Annotated in this window: 15 protein-coding genes and 1 other annotated feature; of the genes, 6 read left to right on the top strand and 9 right to left on the bottom strand. The window is 27.7% G+C overall.

Annotated elements, in window-relative coordinates; translation table 4 throughout:
- Positions 1-7 precede the first annotated feature (7 nt).
- The 5 genes from AACK87_RS02290 (at position 8) to coaE (ending at position 4,982) form a co-directional block, all read left to right on the top strand.
- On the top strand, positions 8-1,474 hold the full coding sequence (locus tag AACK87_RS02290; protein ID WP_338973068.1) for a polysialyltransferase family glycosyltransferase: 1,467 nt from the start codon (positions 8-10) through the stop codon (positions 1,472-1,474).
- A 79-nt stretch (positions 1,475-1,553) separates the two neighbouring features.
- Positions 1,554-1,835 carry a hypothetical protein gene (locus AACK87_RS02285; RefSeq protein ID WP_338973067.1) on the top strand — a complete coding sequence of 94 codons (282 nt, stop codon included), beginning with the start codon at positions 1,554-1,556 and terminating at the stop codon, positions 1,833-1,835.
- Between the two features lie 22 nt (positions 1,836-1,857).
- Positions 1,858-2,898, top strand: coding sequence for a hypothetical protein (locus AACK87_RS02280; protein ID WP_338973066.1), 1,041 nt, complete (start codon positions 1,858-1,860; stop codon positions 2,896-2,898).
- A 33-nt stretch (positions 2,899-2,931) separates the two neighbouring features.
- Positions 2,932-4,374 (top strand): hypothetical protein, encoded by a 1,443-nt coding sequence (locus tag AACK87_RS02275; RefSeq protein ID WP_338973064.1) that lies wholly within the window; start codon positions 2,932-2,934, stop codon positions 4,372-4,374.
- A 26-nt stretch (positions 4,375-4,400) separates the two neighbouring features.
- Positions 4,401-4,982 (top strand): dephospho-CoA kinase, encoded by a 582-nt coding sequence (gene coaE / locus AACK87_RS02270; protein WP_338973062.1) that lies wholly within the window; start codon positions 4,401-4,403, stop codon positions 4,980-4,982.
- Between the two features lie 154 nt (positions 4,983-5,136).
- Here the strand turns inward: coaE and AACK87_RS02265 are convergent, their stop codons facing one another.
- The 4 genes from AACK87_RS02265 to holA form a co-directional block, all read right to left on the bottom strand.
- Positions 5,137-6,039, bottom strand: coding sequence for a hypothetical protein (locus AACK87_RS02265; protein WP_338973059.1), 903 nt, complete (start codon positions 6,037-6,039; stop codon positions 5,137-5,139).
- Between the two features lie 90 nt (positions 6,040-6,129).
- A complete protein-coding gene (locus AACK87_RS02260) occupies positions 6,130-6,777 on the bottom strand; it encodes a SprT-like domain-containing protein (protein ID WP_338973058.1) in 648 nt (215 codons plus the stop codon).
- An 82-nt stretch (positions 6,778-6,859) separates the two neighbouring features.
- Complete coding sequence (locus tag AACK87_RS02255; RefSeq protein WP_338973056.1) at positions 6,860-8,296, bottom strand: hypothetical protein; 1,437 nt, start codon at positions 8,294-8,296, stop codon at positions 6,860-6,862.
- 21 nt (positions 8,297-8,317) lie between these two features.
- Complete coding sequence (holA, locus tag AACK87_RS02250) at positions 8,318-9,271, bottom strand: DNA polymerase III subunit delta (RefSeq protein ID WP_338973053.1); 954 nt, start codon at positions 9,269-9,271, stop codon at positions 8,318-8,320.
- Between the two features lie 117 nt (positions 9,272-9,388).
- On the opposite strand from holA, the gene rpsT reads away from it, so the two are divergent.
- On the top strand, positions 9,389-9,634 hold the full coding sequence (rpsT, locus tag AACK87_RS02245; RefSeq protein ID WP_338973051.1) for a 30S ribosomal protein S20: 246 nt from the start codon (positions 9,389-9,391) through the stop codon (positions 9,632-9,634).
- A 36-nt stretch (positions 9,635-9,670) separates the two neighbouring features.
- On the opposite strand, the gene AACK87_RS02240 is transcribed toward rpsT, so the two are convergent.
- The 5 genes from AACK87_RS02240 to yihA all read right to left on the bottom strand — a co-directional run bounded on the left by AACK87_RS02240 (position 9,671) and on the right by yihA (position 18,693).
- The gene (locus tag AACK87_RS02240; RefSeq protein WP_338973049.1) at positions 9,671-11,728 is read right to left on the bottom strand and encodes a ComEC/Rec2 family competence protein; all 2,058 of its coding nucleotides are present in this window, start codon (positions 11,726-11,728) and stop codon (positions 9,671-9,673) included.
- Positions 11,697-12,245, bottom strand: a complete 549-nt coding sequence (locus tag AACK87_RS02235; protein ID WP_338973047.1) for a hypothetical protein — start codon at positions 12,243-12,245, stop codon at positions 11,697-11,699. Before AACK87_RS02235 ends, AACK87_RS02240 begins: the two co-directional genes overlap by 32 nt.
- A gap of 42 nt (positions 12,246-12,287) precedes the next feature.
- Positions 12,288-14,921 carry a valine--tRNA ligase gene (locus tag AACK87_RS02230; protein ID WP_338973045.1) on the bottom strand — a complete coding sequence of 878 codons (2,634 nt, stop codon included), beginning with the start codon at positions 14,919-14,921 and terminating at the stop codon, positions 12,288-12,290.
- Between the two features lie 33 nt (positions 14,922-14,954).
- Positions 14,955-15,126: a binding site (T-box leader), on the bottom strand.
- A 19-nt stretch (positions 15,127-15,145) separates the two neighbouring features.
- Positions 15,146-18,028, bottom strand: coding sequence for a cation-translocating P-type ATPase (locus AACK87_RS02225; RefSeq protein ID WP_338973043.1), 2,883 nt, complete (start codon positions 18,026-18,028; stop codon positions 15,146-15,148).
- A gap of 71 nt (positions 18,029-18,099) precedes the next feature.
- On the bottom strand, positions 18,100-18,693 hold the full coding sequence (gene yihA / locus AACK87_RS02220) for a ribosome biogenesis GTP-binding protein YihA/YsxC (protein WP_338973041.1): 594 nt from the start codon (positions 18,691-18,693) through the stop codon (positions 18,100-18,102).
- Positions 18,694-18,704: the final 11 nt, after the last annotated feature.

Below are 18,704 nucleotides of genomic sequence, written 5' to 3'. Positions count from 1 at the left end.
ATTAAAAATGAAAAAATTACTAACCATTCTAGCATCAATATCACTTGTATCTTCAACATCTTTAGGAGTAGTTTCTTGTCAATTGAATTTAAAATTGGTTGATATTGACTCAAGATATAATTTTACTCCAAATGAAATCAAGGATGATGAACACGAAGGTATTAATAATTATCTTCAGACAGTTAAAAAACAAAATGAATTAGGCTTAAATACTGGTACACTATACTATGTTTCTCGTGCTGGAGCTGCAATTGGAGTTCAAGCATTTGTATCAGCAATAAGCGAAGCTTTAATGTTCCCAGAAAGACAAATCGTTATTTATTTAAGCAACGACATGAATCCCGATGGTCCGCTTGGTAAAAACACAACAAACATTGATGCTCTTTCAAAAAACTTCTCAAATATTCATGTTGAATATTTGAAGGGTTCTAATCAAGAATTAAAACCTTTTATAATTCAAGAGGGGATTAAAGTTTTAAATAAAAAAGATCCAAATATTAAAAAAGTAAATTTATTTACAGATGATTATTCAATGAGTTCTAAGGTATCTTCAAAGTCATTGACTAATTTATCAAGTGTTATGAATCAAGTTGAAATATTAACTTTAATGACTGATGGTACAGCTCATAACACATTTTCTTTAAACTTATATGATGATCTTAAATATTTATCAAGCAAAAATTTCGAAAAATTGTCATCAGAGGTTGTTTCACTTTTTTCTGGAGATTTTGATAAAAAAACTAACATGAAGAAATATATAAATACCTTCTTTCCGCTAGTAACTAGTAGAAATAGTTACGGGGTTCGCTATATTAATTCTTGAGCAATTAATGATGTTCAATTTTATGATGAGTCAAACTACTGAAGAGAGAGAAATACATATTCATCTGTTGGAGCGGGTATAAACGATGCAATAATGCAGTGAAAAAATGAGGATTATGAAAAAGACGGGTTACAAATTTTTAAAGATGTTTTTCAACTAACTGATGATAAAATGCCTAAGGCCGAATCTGAACTGAATTTTGTATATAGTGGTAACAAAATGGGGGAAGGAATAACTGTCAAAAAAAGTGCTGAAGCTGTGAAAAGTATTGATAACTACTTGAAAGAAAAACATTCTTCAAACGATTATACAATTTGATTTAAGCCTCATCCAAGAGAGTCAGATAAAAATATAAAAGATTTCATTAAAGCAGCTGAAAATGTTGGGGTAAATAATATTAAAATCATGAAACAAGAAATCCCTCTTGAAATTTATCTCTATGCAGGCGCTTTTAATAAAGTGGACGATAAGGAATTCAGGATTATTCCAACCGCTACTTCAACAGTTGTAATGGCTTTATATGACTCAAAGATTGATAATATAACTGAAACATATCTTTTTGATTCTGAAGAACAACTAAATACTTACAAAAATCAGTATGGTGTGAATAGTTTGCTTTATAATGGCTTTAAAAATGTACTATTTATTTAATAATTTTTTACTCAACTTTAATCCCAGGTATTGCTTAACCGATAGTCTCTTTTTATGTTATAATAAGTAGAGGTTATTTATGAGTTACTATTTCAAGCACAATTATGTATTTTCAGATCATGGCTTGCAAAGAGCTTGTGAAAGATTAAAACTTAACAGAGAAAACACTTTCGAAGCGAAAGAACATTGTATGAAACTTATAGACAAATCAACTTACGAGTTTGAAACTAGTAATCATATTTATATAAAAATTGCAAAAACAGAATTATTTTTTGTGGTTAATAAAACTAATAACCTAATAATAACAGTTACTCAAATGTCAGTTTCAAAGCAACTTGAAGTAATTGAAAAAAATCTTTAGCTAATTAAAAAGGGGGTTTATTATGGAAAAGAAAATAAAGAAAATAAACTCGGCTCTAATTTATTCAGATGAATTTATCAAACAATGAATTAATGATGATAGCTTTACTTATTTGGATTTTCACACTAATAAAAAGTATAGAATAAATTTAGACAACAACCCTCTAATAAAGCTTATTTTTGAACAAGATGACAGTTTTGATATTGAAGAGGTTATTAATCAGTTTAATAAGATTTCTCAAGAAGCTCGTTTTATCATTGATGTGAAAATAATGGGTATAAAAAATCCTGAGTTAAATGGTTTTGACGTCTTATTTTTAAGATATTTTTTCTTTTTAATTAGCATATTAAATGGTGATTATAAATTCCAAAAAGAGGATGAAGAAGAAAGTTATTGCTTTTTAGACACTCTAGAAAGTGAAATGGACGAGGAAACTAGACATAATTTATTACTAATTTTAAATTATATTCTTTTCGAACTTTATGATCTTTTATTCACTAAAAGGCTATTTGCAAATTTGAAAAACTATGTGGATCGATATGATGGTGAAAATTTAGGTAGCGAAGAAGACAAAATAATCAAAGTCAGAAAAGAGGATTTTGAAGAACAAGATTTCACTTATATAGAAATTTACTTCCATCATTTAGTAAATAATAACTTTATGAAAATATTTAAGATTACAGAATTTGAAAAGAAAAGCTTTATTTTAAATAATCAAATGATCGGAAATTTCCTTGATAAAGAGTCTCAAATAACACTACTTTCAGTCATGATAGTTAATCCTGATTTAGCTATTGGATTTGTTAATCTAGGACCTGGAAAGGGTGAATTTAGACCTTTATTTGACTATATTCAAAATAACTCAATAAATGTTGAAAAAATTCCAAGTATTTTGCATCCTAACCATAAAGTTATTTTAGATGCAGATAATAGGGGCGAAAAGAATAAATTCATTTTTAAACCTCTTATTTTAAACAAAGAGCAAATCGGATTGATTAATTTTGCAATTAGTATTAAAGGAATTAAGATTGCCTTAGAAGATTTAACTAAAAAAAATGAATAAAATAGTTTATAATTAAGAAAAGAGGTGTTTAAATTGAATAATAAATATATATGAGCTTTCCAAAACAAGAAAGTTAAAACAATTTATATTGTTTCGATGATTCAAGCTATTTTTCTAATTTTAATTTCAATCACTTTTTTAGGAAAACCTTATTTGTTTCAAGTAAATTCGGCTATTGAAGCTACTTTTTTGTTTTTAAATTTATTACTATTTTGTTTAATGCCACTTGGATTGGCTATTTGTTTGATTATTTTTATCAGCAATTTAAAAAAAATTAATGTCAAAGACCAGTTTTTAGAAGACATGGACGCAAATTTAAAAGAAGAACTACCTATAACATCAACTAGAGCTAGTTCAACTTTAACAGCTATAATTTTTACCTCTGTAATTAGTATTATATTCATCATTATTTGATTCTTACAATTACTAGTAATTGATACTTATTTTCAATCTAATGATTATTATAATGCAAATGTAGTCTTGTGAGGGGCAAATATTTTAAAAAATTCAGACATTTCCATAGCTATTAAAATTTTAATCAATTTTATGACAATTCTACCTTTCTTGATATTACCAATACTTATTATTTCAATTTCAAGTAAGGTATTACTGGAAATAAAAAAAGATCCATTTGAAGTTTTTAAATCTGACTTTATTAAAACAAATAAAAAAGTCATGTCGAATGAAGATATTATCAATAAGTCAAATATTCAAAAGACTTCAGGAGAAGAAAAATCTGATTATCCAAATTCAAATAATACCAAGATAAGTGATTTTAAAAACTTTAATCAAAGAATGGCAGACGAAAAAAATCACTGAGATGATTTGACTAAAGTCGATGGAATTGATGTAAATCTTGGAAAAGATATTGTTGAAATGGAATCAGTAGATCTAACTTTGAAAAAAAGTTGTGAAAAATTCTTTAAAAAGGCAATCCAAGTTTTTGAAAAGGGCGAAAATACAAATAATGATATGTATAAGAAATTTAGAGTTACTTATAGTGCCTTATTGGACAATTCACTTGATCATAAATTGGATCAGGTTGAAAAAAGCATTGAGGATTATATTAACTTCACAAGCGAATCAGACTTAAAATTTGTTGGAAAAATTGAAGACCTAATGAAAAATAATCCTGGTTTTTTTGTAGATTTTTCTGATATATTAATAACATTGATTTCAAAATTTAAGACTGCGATTAAAAATTGAGAAATTTTAGAGGCTGAAGTAGCTATAGAACAAATTTTTGCAATTGCTTTAAATTATCAAAATTTAATTGCTAAAGTTGGTTTCTGTATTAAGCACAGACTTGTTAATAATTTTGATTCAATCGAGAAGGATAACAATTTAATAACAAAACTTGATTTTGCAAGAGATAATAAAAAATTTAGCAGCTATAAACTTATTTGTGAAGAGGCAATAATATTAATGTCTCCAATTAAAGAGAAATTGAAAAAATTTATTGGGGATTTATCTTAATTGTAGTTTAAAAAGAGGGTGATGTTTTGATTTTAGGTGTTTTTGGATACATCGGTACTGGTAAGAGTACTGCATTAGATTATTTAAATAAAAAGCATAATTTTTATATAATTGACGCTGATAAAAAAAGTAAAATAGTATTAAATTATCCCGAGGTCAAGGAATTTGTTAAAAAAAAGATTCCCGATGCCTATGATTTTGAAAATGATCAAGTTTTTCGTTCAAAGTTACGAAGTGTCATTTTTACTAAAAAGTCTTTAAATATAGAACTTGGAAAAATCATGTGACCACATATAAGTAAGTTAATCAGATTTGACATTTCAAAGTGTGGTGAAGAAAGAATTGCTGTAGAGGCTGCTTTATTACCCCTTTTAAAGCTACCAATCGATAAATATATTTATTTGATAAACAAGAATTATAGTAGTCACGTCAATAGAATTGATGAGCGAGATAAAAGGGATAATAAAGAAATTAGAAAAATATTAAAAATTCAAGAGACAATGCATCGTGAAAGTAGCATTGACTATATCATTGATAACAGTGCCGATAAGGAAAGTTTATATCAAAAAATTGATCGTGTGATTGATAACATATATAAGAATTTATAAGACATCATTTTATCTACCAAAAGAGAATTAGACTAGGTGTTTTAAAAAGAATCAGTAAGTTATCTTTATTAATAAAAAAAATCCCCCTCAGGGATTTTTTTTATTAATTGGATACTTTTATTAGTTTAAATCAATGAGCTTCTCATCCAAAATTCTAATCTATTTTACCAACCTTTTTTAAAGCTAATTTAACCGCCTCTTCGATAAGTTTCTTAGTTTCAGCTTTAGTAAATACAGGTTTATCTTTATTTAATCCAGTTTTGCTTTCTGACGTATTTTTGGTTGTCTTAGGCTTCACCGCTTGAGTCTTGCTAGTTACTTTATCATTTGCACTAGTTTTAATTACCTTAGTGGTTGAAGATGTTAGTTTTTTCTTGTCATCTACTTTATTAGTAGCCTGAGACTTAGTTTTTGAAGAAATTGGTTTAGTTGCAGTTGTCTTTTTTTGATCTGCAATAGTTTTATCGTCTTTTACTAGCTTTGGGGTTGTTGGTTTTTTCTTAGGAAGGTGAATAGCGGCTGTTGGTCGCTTCTTTAAATCAGTCATTCTAACAGCAGAATACATACTGTCATGACGCTCTTTAATATCGCTTAAATAATCGTCATTTATAGTGACATTCTTTTGAATAGGGGGGTTTCTCTTAGCGATAGGGGAGTTGTTATCACTGTTATTATTTATTTTTACTGTTTCTTCGCTTGAAGTTCCTAATGTCTTAGCCCTTAAAGCCATCATTCTTTCAGAAAGGAGTCCTTCATCCACTTTTCCTTCACCAGTATTGTCGCTATTTGAATTATTTTGGCCCCCATTTAACTTAGATTTTTCTTTTTGGATATTCTCCTTAGCACTAGCTAAAATGGCGGCAAGAGACCCTTTTTGAGGCATAGACTTTTGTCTTTCAGCTTCTATTTCTTCTTCAGTTTGTTTACCATGTAGACGTCTTACTTTAGATGCTAGTTTAGCTTCTTCTTCTTTAACTTTAAACATTGGATCCATATTTTCACAAATGTGAATTACTTGATGAATATTACAAAACTTGGGATATTTAGGTAGGGCCATAGTAATTTTCCATTTCTATTTTCATTAACTTATATAATATTATCACTTTAAAATATAAATATAAATACTTAATTTAATAAAAAGTGTATTTTAATTTACACTTTTTATTAAATTAAGTTCACATTTATTACAAGATAAATCCATATCAATTTTTGATCTAAAACTTATCTCACATCCTTGACAGAGATATTTATATGATAACTGTTTGAATTCCCTATTCTCAATCTCATCTTTTTGAGTGTTCTTGAAATTTCTAATACCGACAAAATCTCTGATCACTTGGTGATTTAAAGGCATTTTCTTAAATACGTCTTTGAGATGGGAATTTAAGGATGTTGTGTATCCACTGTTTTTACTTTTTGGTTTATTGACTGTTAAGCCAATTTGCTCGGCAAAGTTCTTGAAATTCTTATTATGTCTTCCGTTACTTTCGCAATCTTTAATATTGTTTTCAAAACAATACTGATGAACCATCTCATGAGCTAAAGTCTGAAAAACATCATTTTCATCTCCTGTAAAAACTGAGTCTAGTAGCACTATTTCGTTAAAATCCCCTTCTCAAGTTTTTTTTGGATTAAAGTAACCAAGCGTGGTATTCTTTCTGCTTTTTTTATTATTTGATGTGATCGTTATTTGAATTTTTTGAAGTTCATTATTAAAGAAAATATTATTTAAATAATCGTGAGCCAAGTAAATTTCATTTAATACATCAGGAATCATTAAGTCAAAATTTTTCAAATATTATCATTCTCTTTCTGGTTAAATAAAAAAAATATTTAGATTCTATAATAATCAATTAAGAATATAGAAATTTAAATACTTATTTTTTATCTTCGTTATTATCTTCGTTATTATCTTCGTTATTATCTTCTTTTTTGTCTCTTTTTTTAAATAGTGTCTTTGGAACAAATTCTTCACTTTCGTAAAGAGAACTTGACATTTCATACTTTCTTCCTTGCATTAGTTCAGAAAGCATTTTTTGATATTCGAAATCAGCTCTTTTTAGTTTTTCAATATCTAGTTTTGGTTTAGAAGCAAATAAAGCTAAAATGAACAACCCTATAAGTGATGTAATTATAACAGCAACTATGGCTAAAACTCTCATTGGTCCAAATAGAGATTTACCTGCAAAATCTTTTCAAAAAACATCAAAATCGGCATTAAACTGTTCAGCAGTGTAAAAATCCTTTCCTTCATCACTAAAGAATATTAAGTGAAAGTGATTTCTGTAAGAATTTTCAATTCAACTTTCAGATAAATATTGGGAATACATCGATATAAACATTACACATAAAAATACTAAAAATAACATTGTTCAACCGCTAATTGTATATTCTTCAGTTCTATTTTTTGCTGGGGTAAATAAATTTAATCCCATATAAAATATGAAAAATAATGTTATAAATAAAAAGAAACCAGGACTTATTCAGTGTGAGCTTCCAAAAGGTGTAATACTTAGAATGAATAAATTTGAAAGATTTATACCTTTACCACCAGCAAATGGTTCATCATAGTGTTTTGTCTCTTTATTTCAAACGCTCATGTTGTTAAAAAGTTTTGATATAGCACTGTTGTCTTTTCCAAAATTATAAGATTTTGAAACTCCTAGAATGAAAAAAATCAACACGACTGAAGCTAATAAAATCATCGAAGCACCAATTAAATATTTTATCATTCTAATGCTATTTGGTTTAGTTTTAAATGGATAAAATCTTGGATCTTGTCTTGGATGTAACGGTGGTGCAACTAAATTTTGACCTCCATTATTTGTGTTTTGTCAATTTTCAGTGTTAGGTTTTTCCTTATCTTTATTAACCACTTCAGGTTCGACAACTATTTTATCAACTGAAATGTATTTACTTTTAATTTCATCGTTCAACACAGAATTTCTTTTTATTATTTCTTCACTAACTTCGTTTTCCTTAATTAATTCTTCCTTAGCCAAATCAAATTCTTTTGATACATAATTAACTAACAAGGTGTAATCTGCAAAAATATTATCATCAGTATTATTATCTGTCTTTGCAAATTTTAATTTTTGTTTAGATATATTAACTAATGACTTACCAAAAATTGCCGCTCATTTTTTATCTAAAAATAGTATGTTGCTATCGATTTCTAGAGATAGTAAATTATTAACTTGATTAATAAACATATCTCTCAATTTTTCATCTGAAAAAAGATTGGCACGAGTCTTTTCATTTTGAATAATATTATTTAATAAATTAACAATTTCTTGATATTGTTTTACCTTCATGTCCATCTTAAGTCCCCCATTCTAAATTAATAAAGTCTTTATAAAAAATAATTCCGGGATCACTTCGTCATCAAAATTACCCTCAAAAATGTTTGAAATTAAAACATACATTTCTTTTATTTTATCATTAATTTGTTTAAAATTTCTAAAATTAATTTCTAAAATTTTAGAAATTCTGTAAGGATTAACGCTTAATTTTTCAGCGATTTCACTATTGCTTAAAGAATTATTTTTTAGAAGCCTGATGTTTCTCATCAAAATAAGAGTATTGGTTACAAGTATGATGAAAGAAAAAACCTCTTTATTTTGACTACGATATTTCCTGTAATTTGTAAGAAAGTTGATTAAATCTCCGTTTAAAAAATGATTACTAATTTCAAAAATATCATAGAAAAAATATTCTGATAGAATGCTTGAAATTTGTGATTTTGTTACCCTTTTACCTAAATTAACCAATTTGTTTGTTTCATTTATTATCACTCTTGATTCTAGTGGTATTTTTGACAATAAAAATTCTAAGGTTCCTTCTTCATATTCAATTTTTTCATTATCTAGCTTATTGGAAATTAATTTCTTGGCTGTAATTTGACTAAGTTCTGGGACCATTATAACTTTAAATTTTTCTTCGAAATACTTGGAAATCTTCAGTTTCTTGCTTATTTTATCATTTTTTAGTATGAAGATAATCTTATTATCAGGGTTAGGATTATCTAGATAAGTTTTTAATTTGTCTCAACTAAAATTTTTATTTAATGATACTTTTTTCTCTGTTAGAAATCAAGCCTCCTCAATTATGATTATTTTTTGCTTTGCAAAAAGATTAAAAGAATAAAATTCATTAATAATTGCATTGAAATCATCATTAATTAGATCAAATTTAAATACTTCAAATTCACCCTTTGAATTTAGTTTGTGAACAGCTTTTTCTGCTTCTTTACGGACTAAGAAATCATCATTACCTAAAAATAAATACATAAAACACCTACTTTTATGATTTAAACATAATTTAATAAAAAATGTTAATTTTATTCAAAAAAAAATAGATTTTTGCTATAATTACTTAGTGTGTGAACTTTAAAAGGAGTTGAAAGAATGGCAAATATTAAATCACAAGAGAAACGTATTTTAACTAATGAAAAAAGCAGATTAGCTAATAAAAGCTTTAAATCATCTGTTAAAACATCGATTAAAAAAGCGCTGATTGCAAAAAAAGCAAATAGTGCCGATAAAGACAAATTAGTTAACGAAGCAGTAAGTTTAGTTGATAAAGGTGTTACCAAAGGTATTTTCAAAGCAAATAAAGCAGCTCGTGAGAAATCACGTCTAATGAGTGCTTAATTAAGATTATAAAAAGCGAGTTTAAACTCGCTTTTTTTATTTTACTAATACAATGTTATTTTTCGATAATAAGAAAGGTTTGTAAAAATAAGTATATTTTCCCAGGGTTGAATAAGTCTCACATTTATTATTACTTAAGGTACTAAGCGTTAATGGGTCTGGAAAGTGTAATCTGCCCTTATTTTCGCCTGAAATAAAACATATTTTAGGCTTTAATAACTCAATAAATTCATGTGAAGATGAAGTTTTACTACCATGATGTGGAACTTGTAAAAAATCAATTCCTTTAATATTAATAGATTTAGTAAATTCAACATCTCTTATTAACTGCAACTCAATCCTTTTAGGTAAGTCACCAGTGAACAAAAACTGCTTATTTTTTCAATTCAATAGCAGAACTTGTGAACTATCGTTTGGATCCTTTTCGTTATAATACTCAAAATTTTTTATATTTATATCCTTTATTTTCATATTTCTGAAATAAAAGTCATTTTTATATATTTTTTTTATTATAGTTGATTTAGAAACCGCATTTATATTGTTATTGTGGTCTTGGTCCGTGTGCGAAATAAATACCGCTTCAATATTATTTAAACCATAGTACTTTAAAAAATCCTGGTCCGTCGATTTTGACTTGCCGATACCCGAACCTATATCAAAGAATATATTCTTTCCTCCCCTTTCATGCAACAAAAAACTATTGCCATTACCAACGTTTATCATCGCAATAAAATCATACTGATTCTTAACATTATTGACGTTTAAACAGACAATGCTAAAAACCATCAACAGAAAGGTATAAACTCTATAGGGCCTTAAATTAACTTGATTAACGCATATAATGTAATAAATGAAATAATAGGTTGCATAGTAGATAAAATCAAGATGACCAATATTTCAACTAAGATTAAACATTTCTCCAATTCTAGATAGAATTAAGCAGAAATGAAAAAATAGATTATAAATAAGATCTATTTTTGGTATTCAATTTGTGAATAATGTAAAAATATAAAAGATACTTAAAATAGGTTGCCAAAATAACTGATTAAAATTTTGCAAAAATAACAAGTTGTAATTAAACATTGCTTGCAATGGTATTATTAGTAAACTTCAATTTAGCAGATTTTTGAAAAAGTTTTTTCTACTATTCATTTTCAAATATATCATACTGAAAAAAGTTATCACAAAACTATAGATAAAACCTGGAGAAATAAATCAATTTGGACTAACACAAAGAATTATTGATCAAATGAAAATATAATTGTTTCAACGATTAATCTTTATTTTTAATATTCAAGCTAAGTACCGAATACACAATATCATTACAACTCTTAGAAGCTCTGTTGAAAAATTAAGCAAAACCAAATTTAGAATCAGCGGCAAATACAAAATCACCTTTATTTTATGATACTTTTTCCATCTCATAAAAACTTTATCAATCAAGTAGTAACCAGTTAGAATTAAGAATCCGTTTGAGTTCAATAGAAAGGACATTCCTAGATTTTTAAACGAATCTGTTAATTCGTTGTCCTCTAAATTATTTATTGATTTTATTCAATCAGATTTAGTATTTCCTTTAAAAGATAATTTTGTCTTAAAGTTTTCAGAAACCAATTTTGTATTATGGCAATTTTTCAATTCATATAAAACATTTTTGGAAAGCATTAATTCTTGAAAACTGAACTGATATTTATTGTTTTCATTTTTTATCAATCTGACGTCACATTGCATCTCGTATTTTTGACAAAAGATTTTCTCATTTTCAAATTCCTTTAAAAGATATTTGCGGCCTTTACTTGATAAAATTGAATAATTTTTGTTACCTGAAAAAACATCAAATTTTGTAGATACCAAATCAAATTTAACTTCGCTATTGACAAAAACGCAGTGAAGCACCGCAAATAGCATTATAGCGATAATTGCCAAGTAACGATAATTGATTGAAATCAAGTAGATAGATAATACTATAGATAATAAAGCTGATAAAATTAGTAATCACATTATTTTGTTGACTAAACTCAACATTAAAATCATCAACAGTAAAAATAATAACAGATTAAAGTTAAATGTAAACTTCTTTAATAAATTTTTCAAAAAATTTCTTTTCTTCAGCCGTTTTATATATTTTTTTTACTCTGTTCAAAATTTCATTCATTTTCAAAGTTCTATCAGACATTATTTTCATAGTTTTACTAGCCAGTTCTTGGCTGATTCCGTTTCCTGTGAAATCTTCAATTTGACAATCTAGATGATTAATCTTTGTAATTAAAGCAGACTTAGGAATTAGTTCAATGGTTTGACTTTCATTAACCAACTTGTTTAGAGTCAAAGTATTAATACTTTTGAACAAATCCAAAGATATTTTCTGATCTGTTAATTCTTCAAGAATAGTTGTATTTGGATCATTAACCAATACCCTATCGGGCAAATATATTTTATTATTCAGTTTGTAATTGTAGAGTAATTTAAAATTTAAATATATTTTTATTTTATTGTCATTACTCACAACATTGTAGGATTCCCGGCTTTTATTTTGAAAATTATAAATCAAAGCACCTGTTCCAGAAATAAGTATTATTATAGAAATAGCTAAAGCAGTTTTTTTGTTCATGTATCCCATCAATATTTCGTTAAAAAAAATTGATAACTACAATTAATTGTAGTTATCAATTTCAGATTTTATATTATTTAGTTGTGATAAATAATTTTCATATTTGTTTTTTTCTTCAGCGATTTTTTCTGGGCTAGCCTTTGATAAAAATTTCTCATTATTCAAGATATTTTTTGATCTTTGAATTTCATTATTTATCTTTTCTAAATTTTTATTTAGTTCTTCTTTAATTTTTTCGACATCAAAAAGTTTTTCGCTCTCAATCTCGATAATAAAATCTGATTGTGGAATAATTGTTTTTTTCTCTGAATTTGAAGCATCAAAAACTATTTGAGTATTTATCATTTTGGTTAAAATAGAATTTATATTATCCTTATTGTCAAAAATATTTTTTTCAATAATTTTATTTTTGAACTTGTTAAGATTTATTTTCAAATCATCTGATTTTTTTAAATTATTTTTCAATCTAAATTCACGAATAGCAGTTATTATTTCAAATACATAGACTAGATATTTATCTTCATATTTAATTTCAAACTGCTCTCAGTTTTCTTCTAAAATTGATTTATTTAGATTTAATGACTCATAAATTTCTTCGGTAACAAATGGTACGTAAGGATGTAACATTATTAAAATCTTTTTCAAGACATAAGTCAATGTTACAATCGATTCTTGAGCTACTAAAGTATTTTCTAAGTTAGCTTTTGAAAGTTCAATAAATCAAGAGCAATAATTATCTCATACATAATTGTAAATTTCTTTTCCTGCCAAATTAAAATCGTAATTGCTAACATGTTTTTCAACTTCATTTTCAACTTTAAATAATTCTGACAATATCCATTTATTTAAATTGTTTTCAAAATTATTATTTTTGATCACGTCTTTTATTGAAATATTTATTTTATCAAATTTTGATTTACTTAGTTCGACAAATCTAGCAGCATTATAAATTTTGTTGATAAAATTCCAACTTGATTTTATTTTATCTACTGAAAATCTTAAATCAGATCCTGGTGATGAATTTGTTAGTAGGAAAAATCTTAAGCTATCAGCTCCAAATTCCTCTATAACACTCATCGGGTCAATACCATTTCCCAATGATTTTGACATCTTCTTACCATTTTCATCTCTTATCAATCCATGAATTAAGACATCATTAAATGGTTTTTCGTTTACGATATTTTTTGTTTGAAAAATCATTCTAGCAACTCAGAAAAAGATAATATCATATCCAGTAACCAAAGTTTGAACTGGGAAAAACTTTTTAAATAATTCTGATTTCTTATCCTCAGATCAATTCATGACAGCAAACGGTCAAAGTGCTGAAGAAAATCAAGTATCTAGCACATCTTCTTCTTGTGTTCAATTTTTAATATCCAATGGTGGCTCTAGTCCGACATAAATTTCTTTAGTTTCATTATGGTATCAAGCCGGGATTTGGTGACCTCACCAAATTTGTCTTGAGATTGTTCAATCTAAAGTATCTGTCATTCAAGTATTTAAAGTTTTGCTAAAGCGTTCTGGATAAAACTTTACAGCATCTGAGCTATTTTGTAATTGCAATACTGATTCTGCCAAAGGTTTCATATTAACAAATCATTGGCTTGATAGATAAGGTTCTACTATTACATCACTTCGTTCTGAATATCCTACTTGATGGTTTAATTCTTCAATTTTTATTAACAAGTTAAGTTTTTTCATTTTTTCAACTAATTTTTTTCTTACATCAAATCTATCAAGACCATTGAATTCCAAAGCCAACTCATTCATAGTTCCATTTTCATTCATGCATAAAGGCATTGCCAGGTTGTGACGTACCCCTATTTCAAAATCGTTAATATCATGTGCTGGAGTACATTTCATAACACCAGTTCCAAATTCTAACTCAACATATTCATCACCAATTACTGGAATTATTTGATCGTTAACAGGATTAACAACATTTTTACCAATATACTTTTTGTATCTTTTATCATTTGGGTTAACAACCACAGCTTGATCTGCAAACATTGTTTCAGGTCTTGTTGTTGCAACTTCAAGGTAATCCTTACTATTTTCTAGTTGGTATTTGAAGTGATACATCGCCCCAATTGTATCTTTATAAATAACTTCGATATTACTTAAAGCTGTTTTTAATTTTGGATCTCAATTAATGATTTTTTTACCTTTGTAAATTAATTTATCTTGATACATTTTGACAAAAACTGTGTTAACAATTTTATTTAATTCTGAAGAATAAGTAAATTTTTCATTTTCATAAGCTAGACCTAAACCAAGTTTACCTCATTGTTCTCTTATGTTACTTGCGTATTCTTCTTTTCAATTTCAGACTTGCTCAATAAATTTTTCTCGTCCTAAATCATATCTAGAAATTGATTGCTCTTGTAGTCTTGCTTCAACTTTTGCTTGTGTAGCAATTCCGGCGTGATCCATTCCCGGAATTCACAAAGTATTAAACCCATGAAGCTTTTTATATCGAATTAAGAAATCTTGAATACTGCCATCTCAGGCATGACCTAAATGTAATTTTCCCGTAACATTTGGTGGGGGCATTACAATTGAGAATGATTTTTTATTTGATTTCAAATCTAATTCGAAGTATTTATTCTTAATTCAAAAACTATTTTTATCTTTTTCAACATTCTTAAAATCATATTTATCGTTTAATTTTTTCATTTTATCTCTCCTTTAAATAAAAAATTCGCTCCTAAAAGGAACGAATTTCTCCGCGGTACCATCCAAATTGACTACTAGTAGTCCACTTAATTATTTGTTATTTAAAATATTAAGCAACCTTCTTTTAAAATAAATTATTAGTTCACACCGACCACTAACTCTCTGAAAATAATTTTAAAATACTCCTCTTAAACTAATCTAATTTTACATTATTAATTAATAAATTAAATATTTTTTTTATCTTTTTCTACTACTGAATTAACTTTTTTAACTGTTTTCTTTTTATCATTTTCAACAAACTCTATTGCGATACGTCGATTTCGTTCTCAACTTTTTGGTAATAAATGATATGAGAAGAAAACTATTGCGTCTGTTGTTAATATCAAAATACCAGGAATTATTGATATTCCAACTGCTGCGGGGATCAAGTACCAGTTGTGGGCATTTCAACTACTAATTGGGTTTAACAGTAAAACAACACTGTTCAATCCCGGGATAAATAAAACTATAATATTTAAGCAGCCAGCAAAAATACTTGCAAAAACTAGTGGTAAGTTAGGATTAAACTGAATTTTTTTACTAGATTTTCAGTTACTTAATTTAATAAAGTTAACATAGAAACAAGGACTTATAGTCATTACTAAGAACATTGATGTTCTTCCAAAAGTCATTACCTGAACTCTTTCTTGTAATGAAGCGTCTGTTGATTTTAGTAATTCATATCAGCTTGCATAACGATCAGAATATAATTCACTTGGAGTAAATGCCATTCCTAGATAGAATCCAGCGATTGCTGCTGAAGTTGAAAATAAGCAAATTTTAAACATTGGTTTTCAAACCCCGTCAAATAAACTGCTTTTACCCAACTTTGGTTTTATTTTCATAAGTGAATTATCATTAGGACCCATTCCAATTGTAATTGCCAATACTGATTCAATGATTAAATTGATTCACAAAATATTTGTTGCTTCCACTGGGGAAATATCATTTATTAAAGACAAGATAAATATAGCCAAAACGTTTGCAATATTAACACTAATTACAAAGGTAATTGCTCGACGAATTTTTTGATAAACATTTCGACCTTCACCAACACCCTTAATAATTGTTTTAAAGTTATCATCTGTTAGAATTACATCACTTGCTTGCTTAGCAACATCAGTTCCAGTAATACCCATGGCAACTCCAATATCAGCACGACTTAAACTTGGGGCATCATTAACACCATCCCCCGTCATTGAAACAATGTTCCCCTTCTCTTGTAGCGCTTTAACAATCCTTACTTTATGTTCGGGATTAACTCGGGCGAATACTTTTATTTGACTAATAACTCTTGAAAGTTCTAAATCTGACATTAATTCTAAACGATCAGATGACATAACCTCATATTCAGAGAAAGCTAAATTTAAATCCTTAGCAATTGCTAGAGCTGTTGTTGCGTGATCACCTGTTATCATTACCACGTTGATTCCAGCTTCATGAGCTTCACGCACTGCATCGATTGCTGATTGACGCACAGGATCTATCATAGCAACAGCTCCCAAGTAAATTAGATTAGTTTCTAACTGATTTTTGTTTTTAATTTGATCATAATTTTGATTATAAGCAAACCCCAAGATTCTTAATGCTTGTTGTGATAATTCATCAGCTTGTTTTAAAATAACCTCAATATCATTTTCGGTTATCTTTCTAATTTTATTATCAATGTATATTCGATCACAGACTTTTAAAATTTGATCTACCGCTCCCTTGGTAAAGGTTGTTGGTTTATCATTAATTTTATTTACCGTTGTCATTAATTTTCTTTCAGAGTCAAATGGAATCTCATCAATTCTTAAAAACTTTTCACGAGCTTCTTGTTCATCAATTCCAGCTAATTCAGCAAAATCAACTAAAGCCAGTTCAGTTGGATCACCAATACGTTCTTTACCTTCAGTCACACTATCATTTGGTAAAACCAATGATTGAATAAACAATTTATCTTGATCGGTTTTTTTTGCATTTAAATAATCATCACTTGATGATACTTTATTATCATGCATAATTTTTTTTATTGTCATACGGTTAACTGTCAAAGTTCCGGTTTTATCTGTACAAATAACATTAACGCTACCCAGTGTTTCAACACTCGCTAATTTCTTAACAATAACGTTTTCTCGCGCCATTCGTTTTGTTGAAAATGAAAGCGAAATTGATACAACCGCCGCTAAACATTCAGGAATAACCCCAATTGCTAGAGTGATCGAAACCATTAAATAACTTGGTCAAAACTCTGGTTTACCTTTTAGATACATTGTTAAGAATACCAGAATACCAATTGAAAAGGCCAATAATGCAATTCAATAACTAAATTTTATTAATTTCTTTTCTAAAGGAGTTTTTGACTCATCATTTTCATTAATTGATTGAGCAATTTTGCCTATTTCTGTTTGACTACCTGTTTTAACAACTAAGCCAATACCTCTACCAGCAGTGGTAAAAGTTGACATGAAAACAGCATTTTTCATATCCCCTAAAATACTAGTTTCTTTTTCCAAAGGTTTACTGGTTTTAAAAACCGGTACAGATTCTCCACTAAGAATAGATTCATCTACCATTAGCTCACTGGTTTCAACTAAAATTAAGTCCGCTGGGACGTACTTACCGGCCTCTAGGACAATTAAATCACCAACTACAATATCACTTGCGTCAATTTCTTGTTGGTGACCAGATCTGATTACAACCGCTTTTGGCTTAGTAAATGATTTTAGCGACTCCATTGACTTGCGGGCTTTTACTTCTTGGACAGTTTCTAAAACACCATCTATTATTACAATACAAATAATAACTATAAAGTCAATAAAGTTATCTGCTGAAACCTCTCAGCCACTGGCAACCAAAGAAGTGAATACCGAAATAATCGCCGCTGCAATTAAAATTAATTGCAAAGGTTCCATTAAAGTTTTTAAGAAAATTACTAATCAGTGAGTTACCTTACCTTTTGGAATCTCATTTAATCCATTTTTTAAAAGGCGTTCCTTGGCTTCTTGGACTTCTAATCCGGTTTCAATATTAGTTTCAAACATATTTGCTAATTCTTTTTTGGTCTTAGTACAGTTCTCTTTCATTAAATAATTACCTACTTTTAAAAAATTATATCACAAATAATAATTTTATCTATTTTTGATAAATTTATTATTTAGTCAAATTCAAAAATCTGACTCATTATATCTGTGATCTCATGAAGATTTTTGCGATCTTTATTTGAAAATTTAATAAAGTAATCTCCCTCCTTGAAATTTAAAAGTTTCTTAATATTTTTCTCATTTTTAGCAATGTCATTTTTTTTAACTTTATCAAGCTTTGTGGCAATAATAAAGACTTTAATATCAAATTCTTTGAAGAATTGATACATTTCAATATCATCCTTACTTGGATCATGACGTAAGTCTACCAACTGACAAACAAATTTCAAATTATCTCGTTGAGTTAAATATTCTTCCATCATCTCGGCAAATTGTATTTTCAAACTGATATTTACCTTAGCAAATCCATAACCCGGAGCATCAACGATGCGAAATTTATTATTATTAATTGCAAAAAAATTTAACAACCTAGTTTTACCTGGAGTTGAAGAAATTTTGGCTAATTTATTATTGTTTGTTAAAGCATTAATGAAGCTAGATTTCCCAACGTTACTTCTTCCCACAAAGCAAACTTCAGGAATTTCATCTATTAATCAACCCTCTTTTTTTGCTGCCGATTTTATGAATACAGCCTGTTTAATTTGCATAATATATACCT

The sequence above is a fragment of the Spiroplasma endosymbiont of Panorpa germanica genome, from assembly GCF_964019765.1.
Lineage (GTDB): Bacteria > Bacillota_I > Bacilli_A > Mycoplasmatales > Mycoplasmataceae > Spiroplasma_B.
Note: the sequence above shows the minus strand (reverse complement) of the source record. Positions and strands in the feature narration are given on the sequence as shown.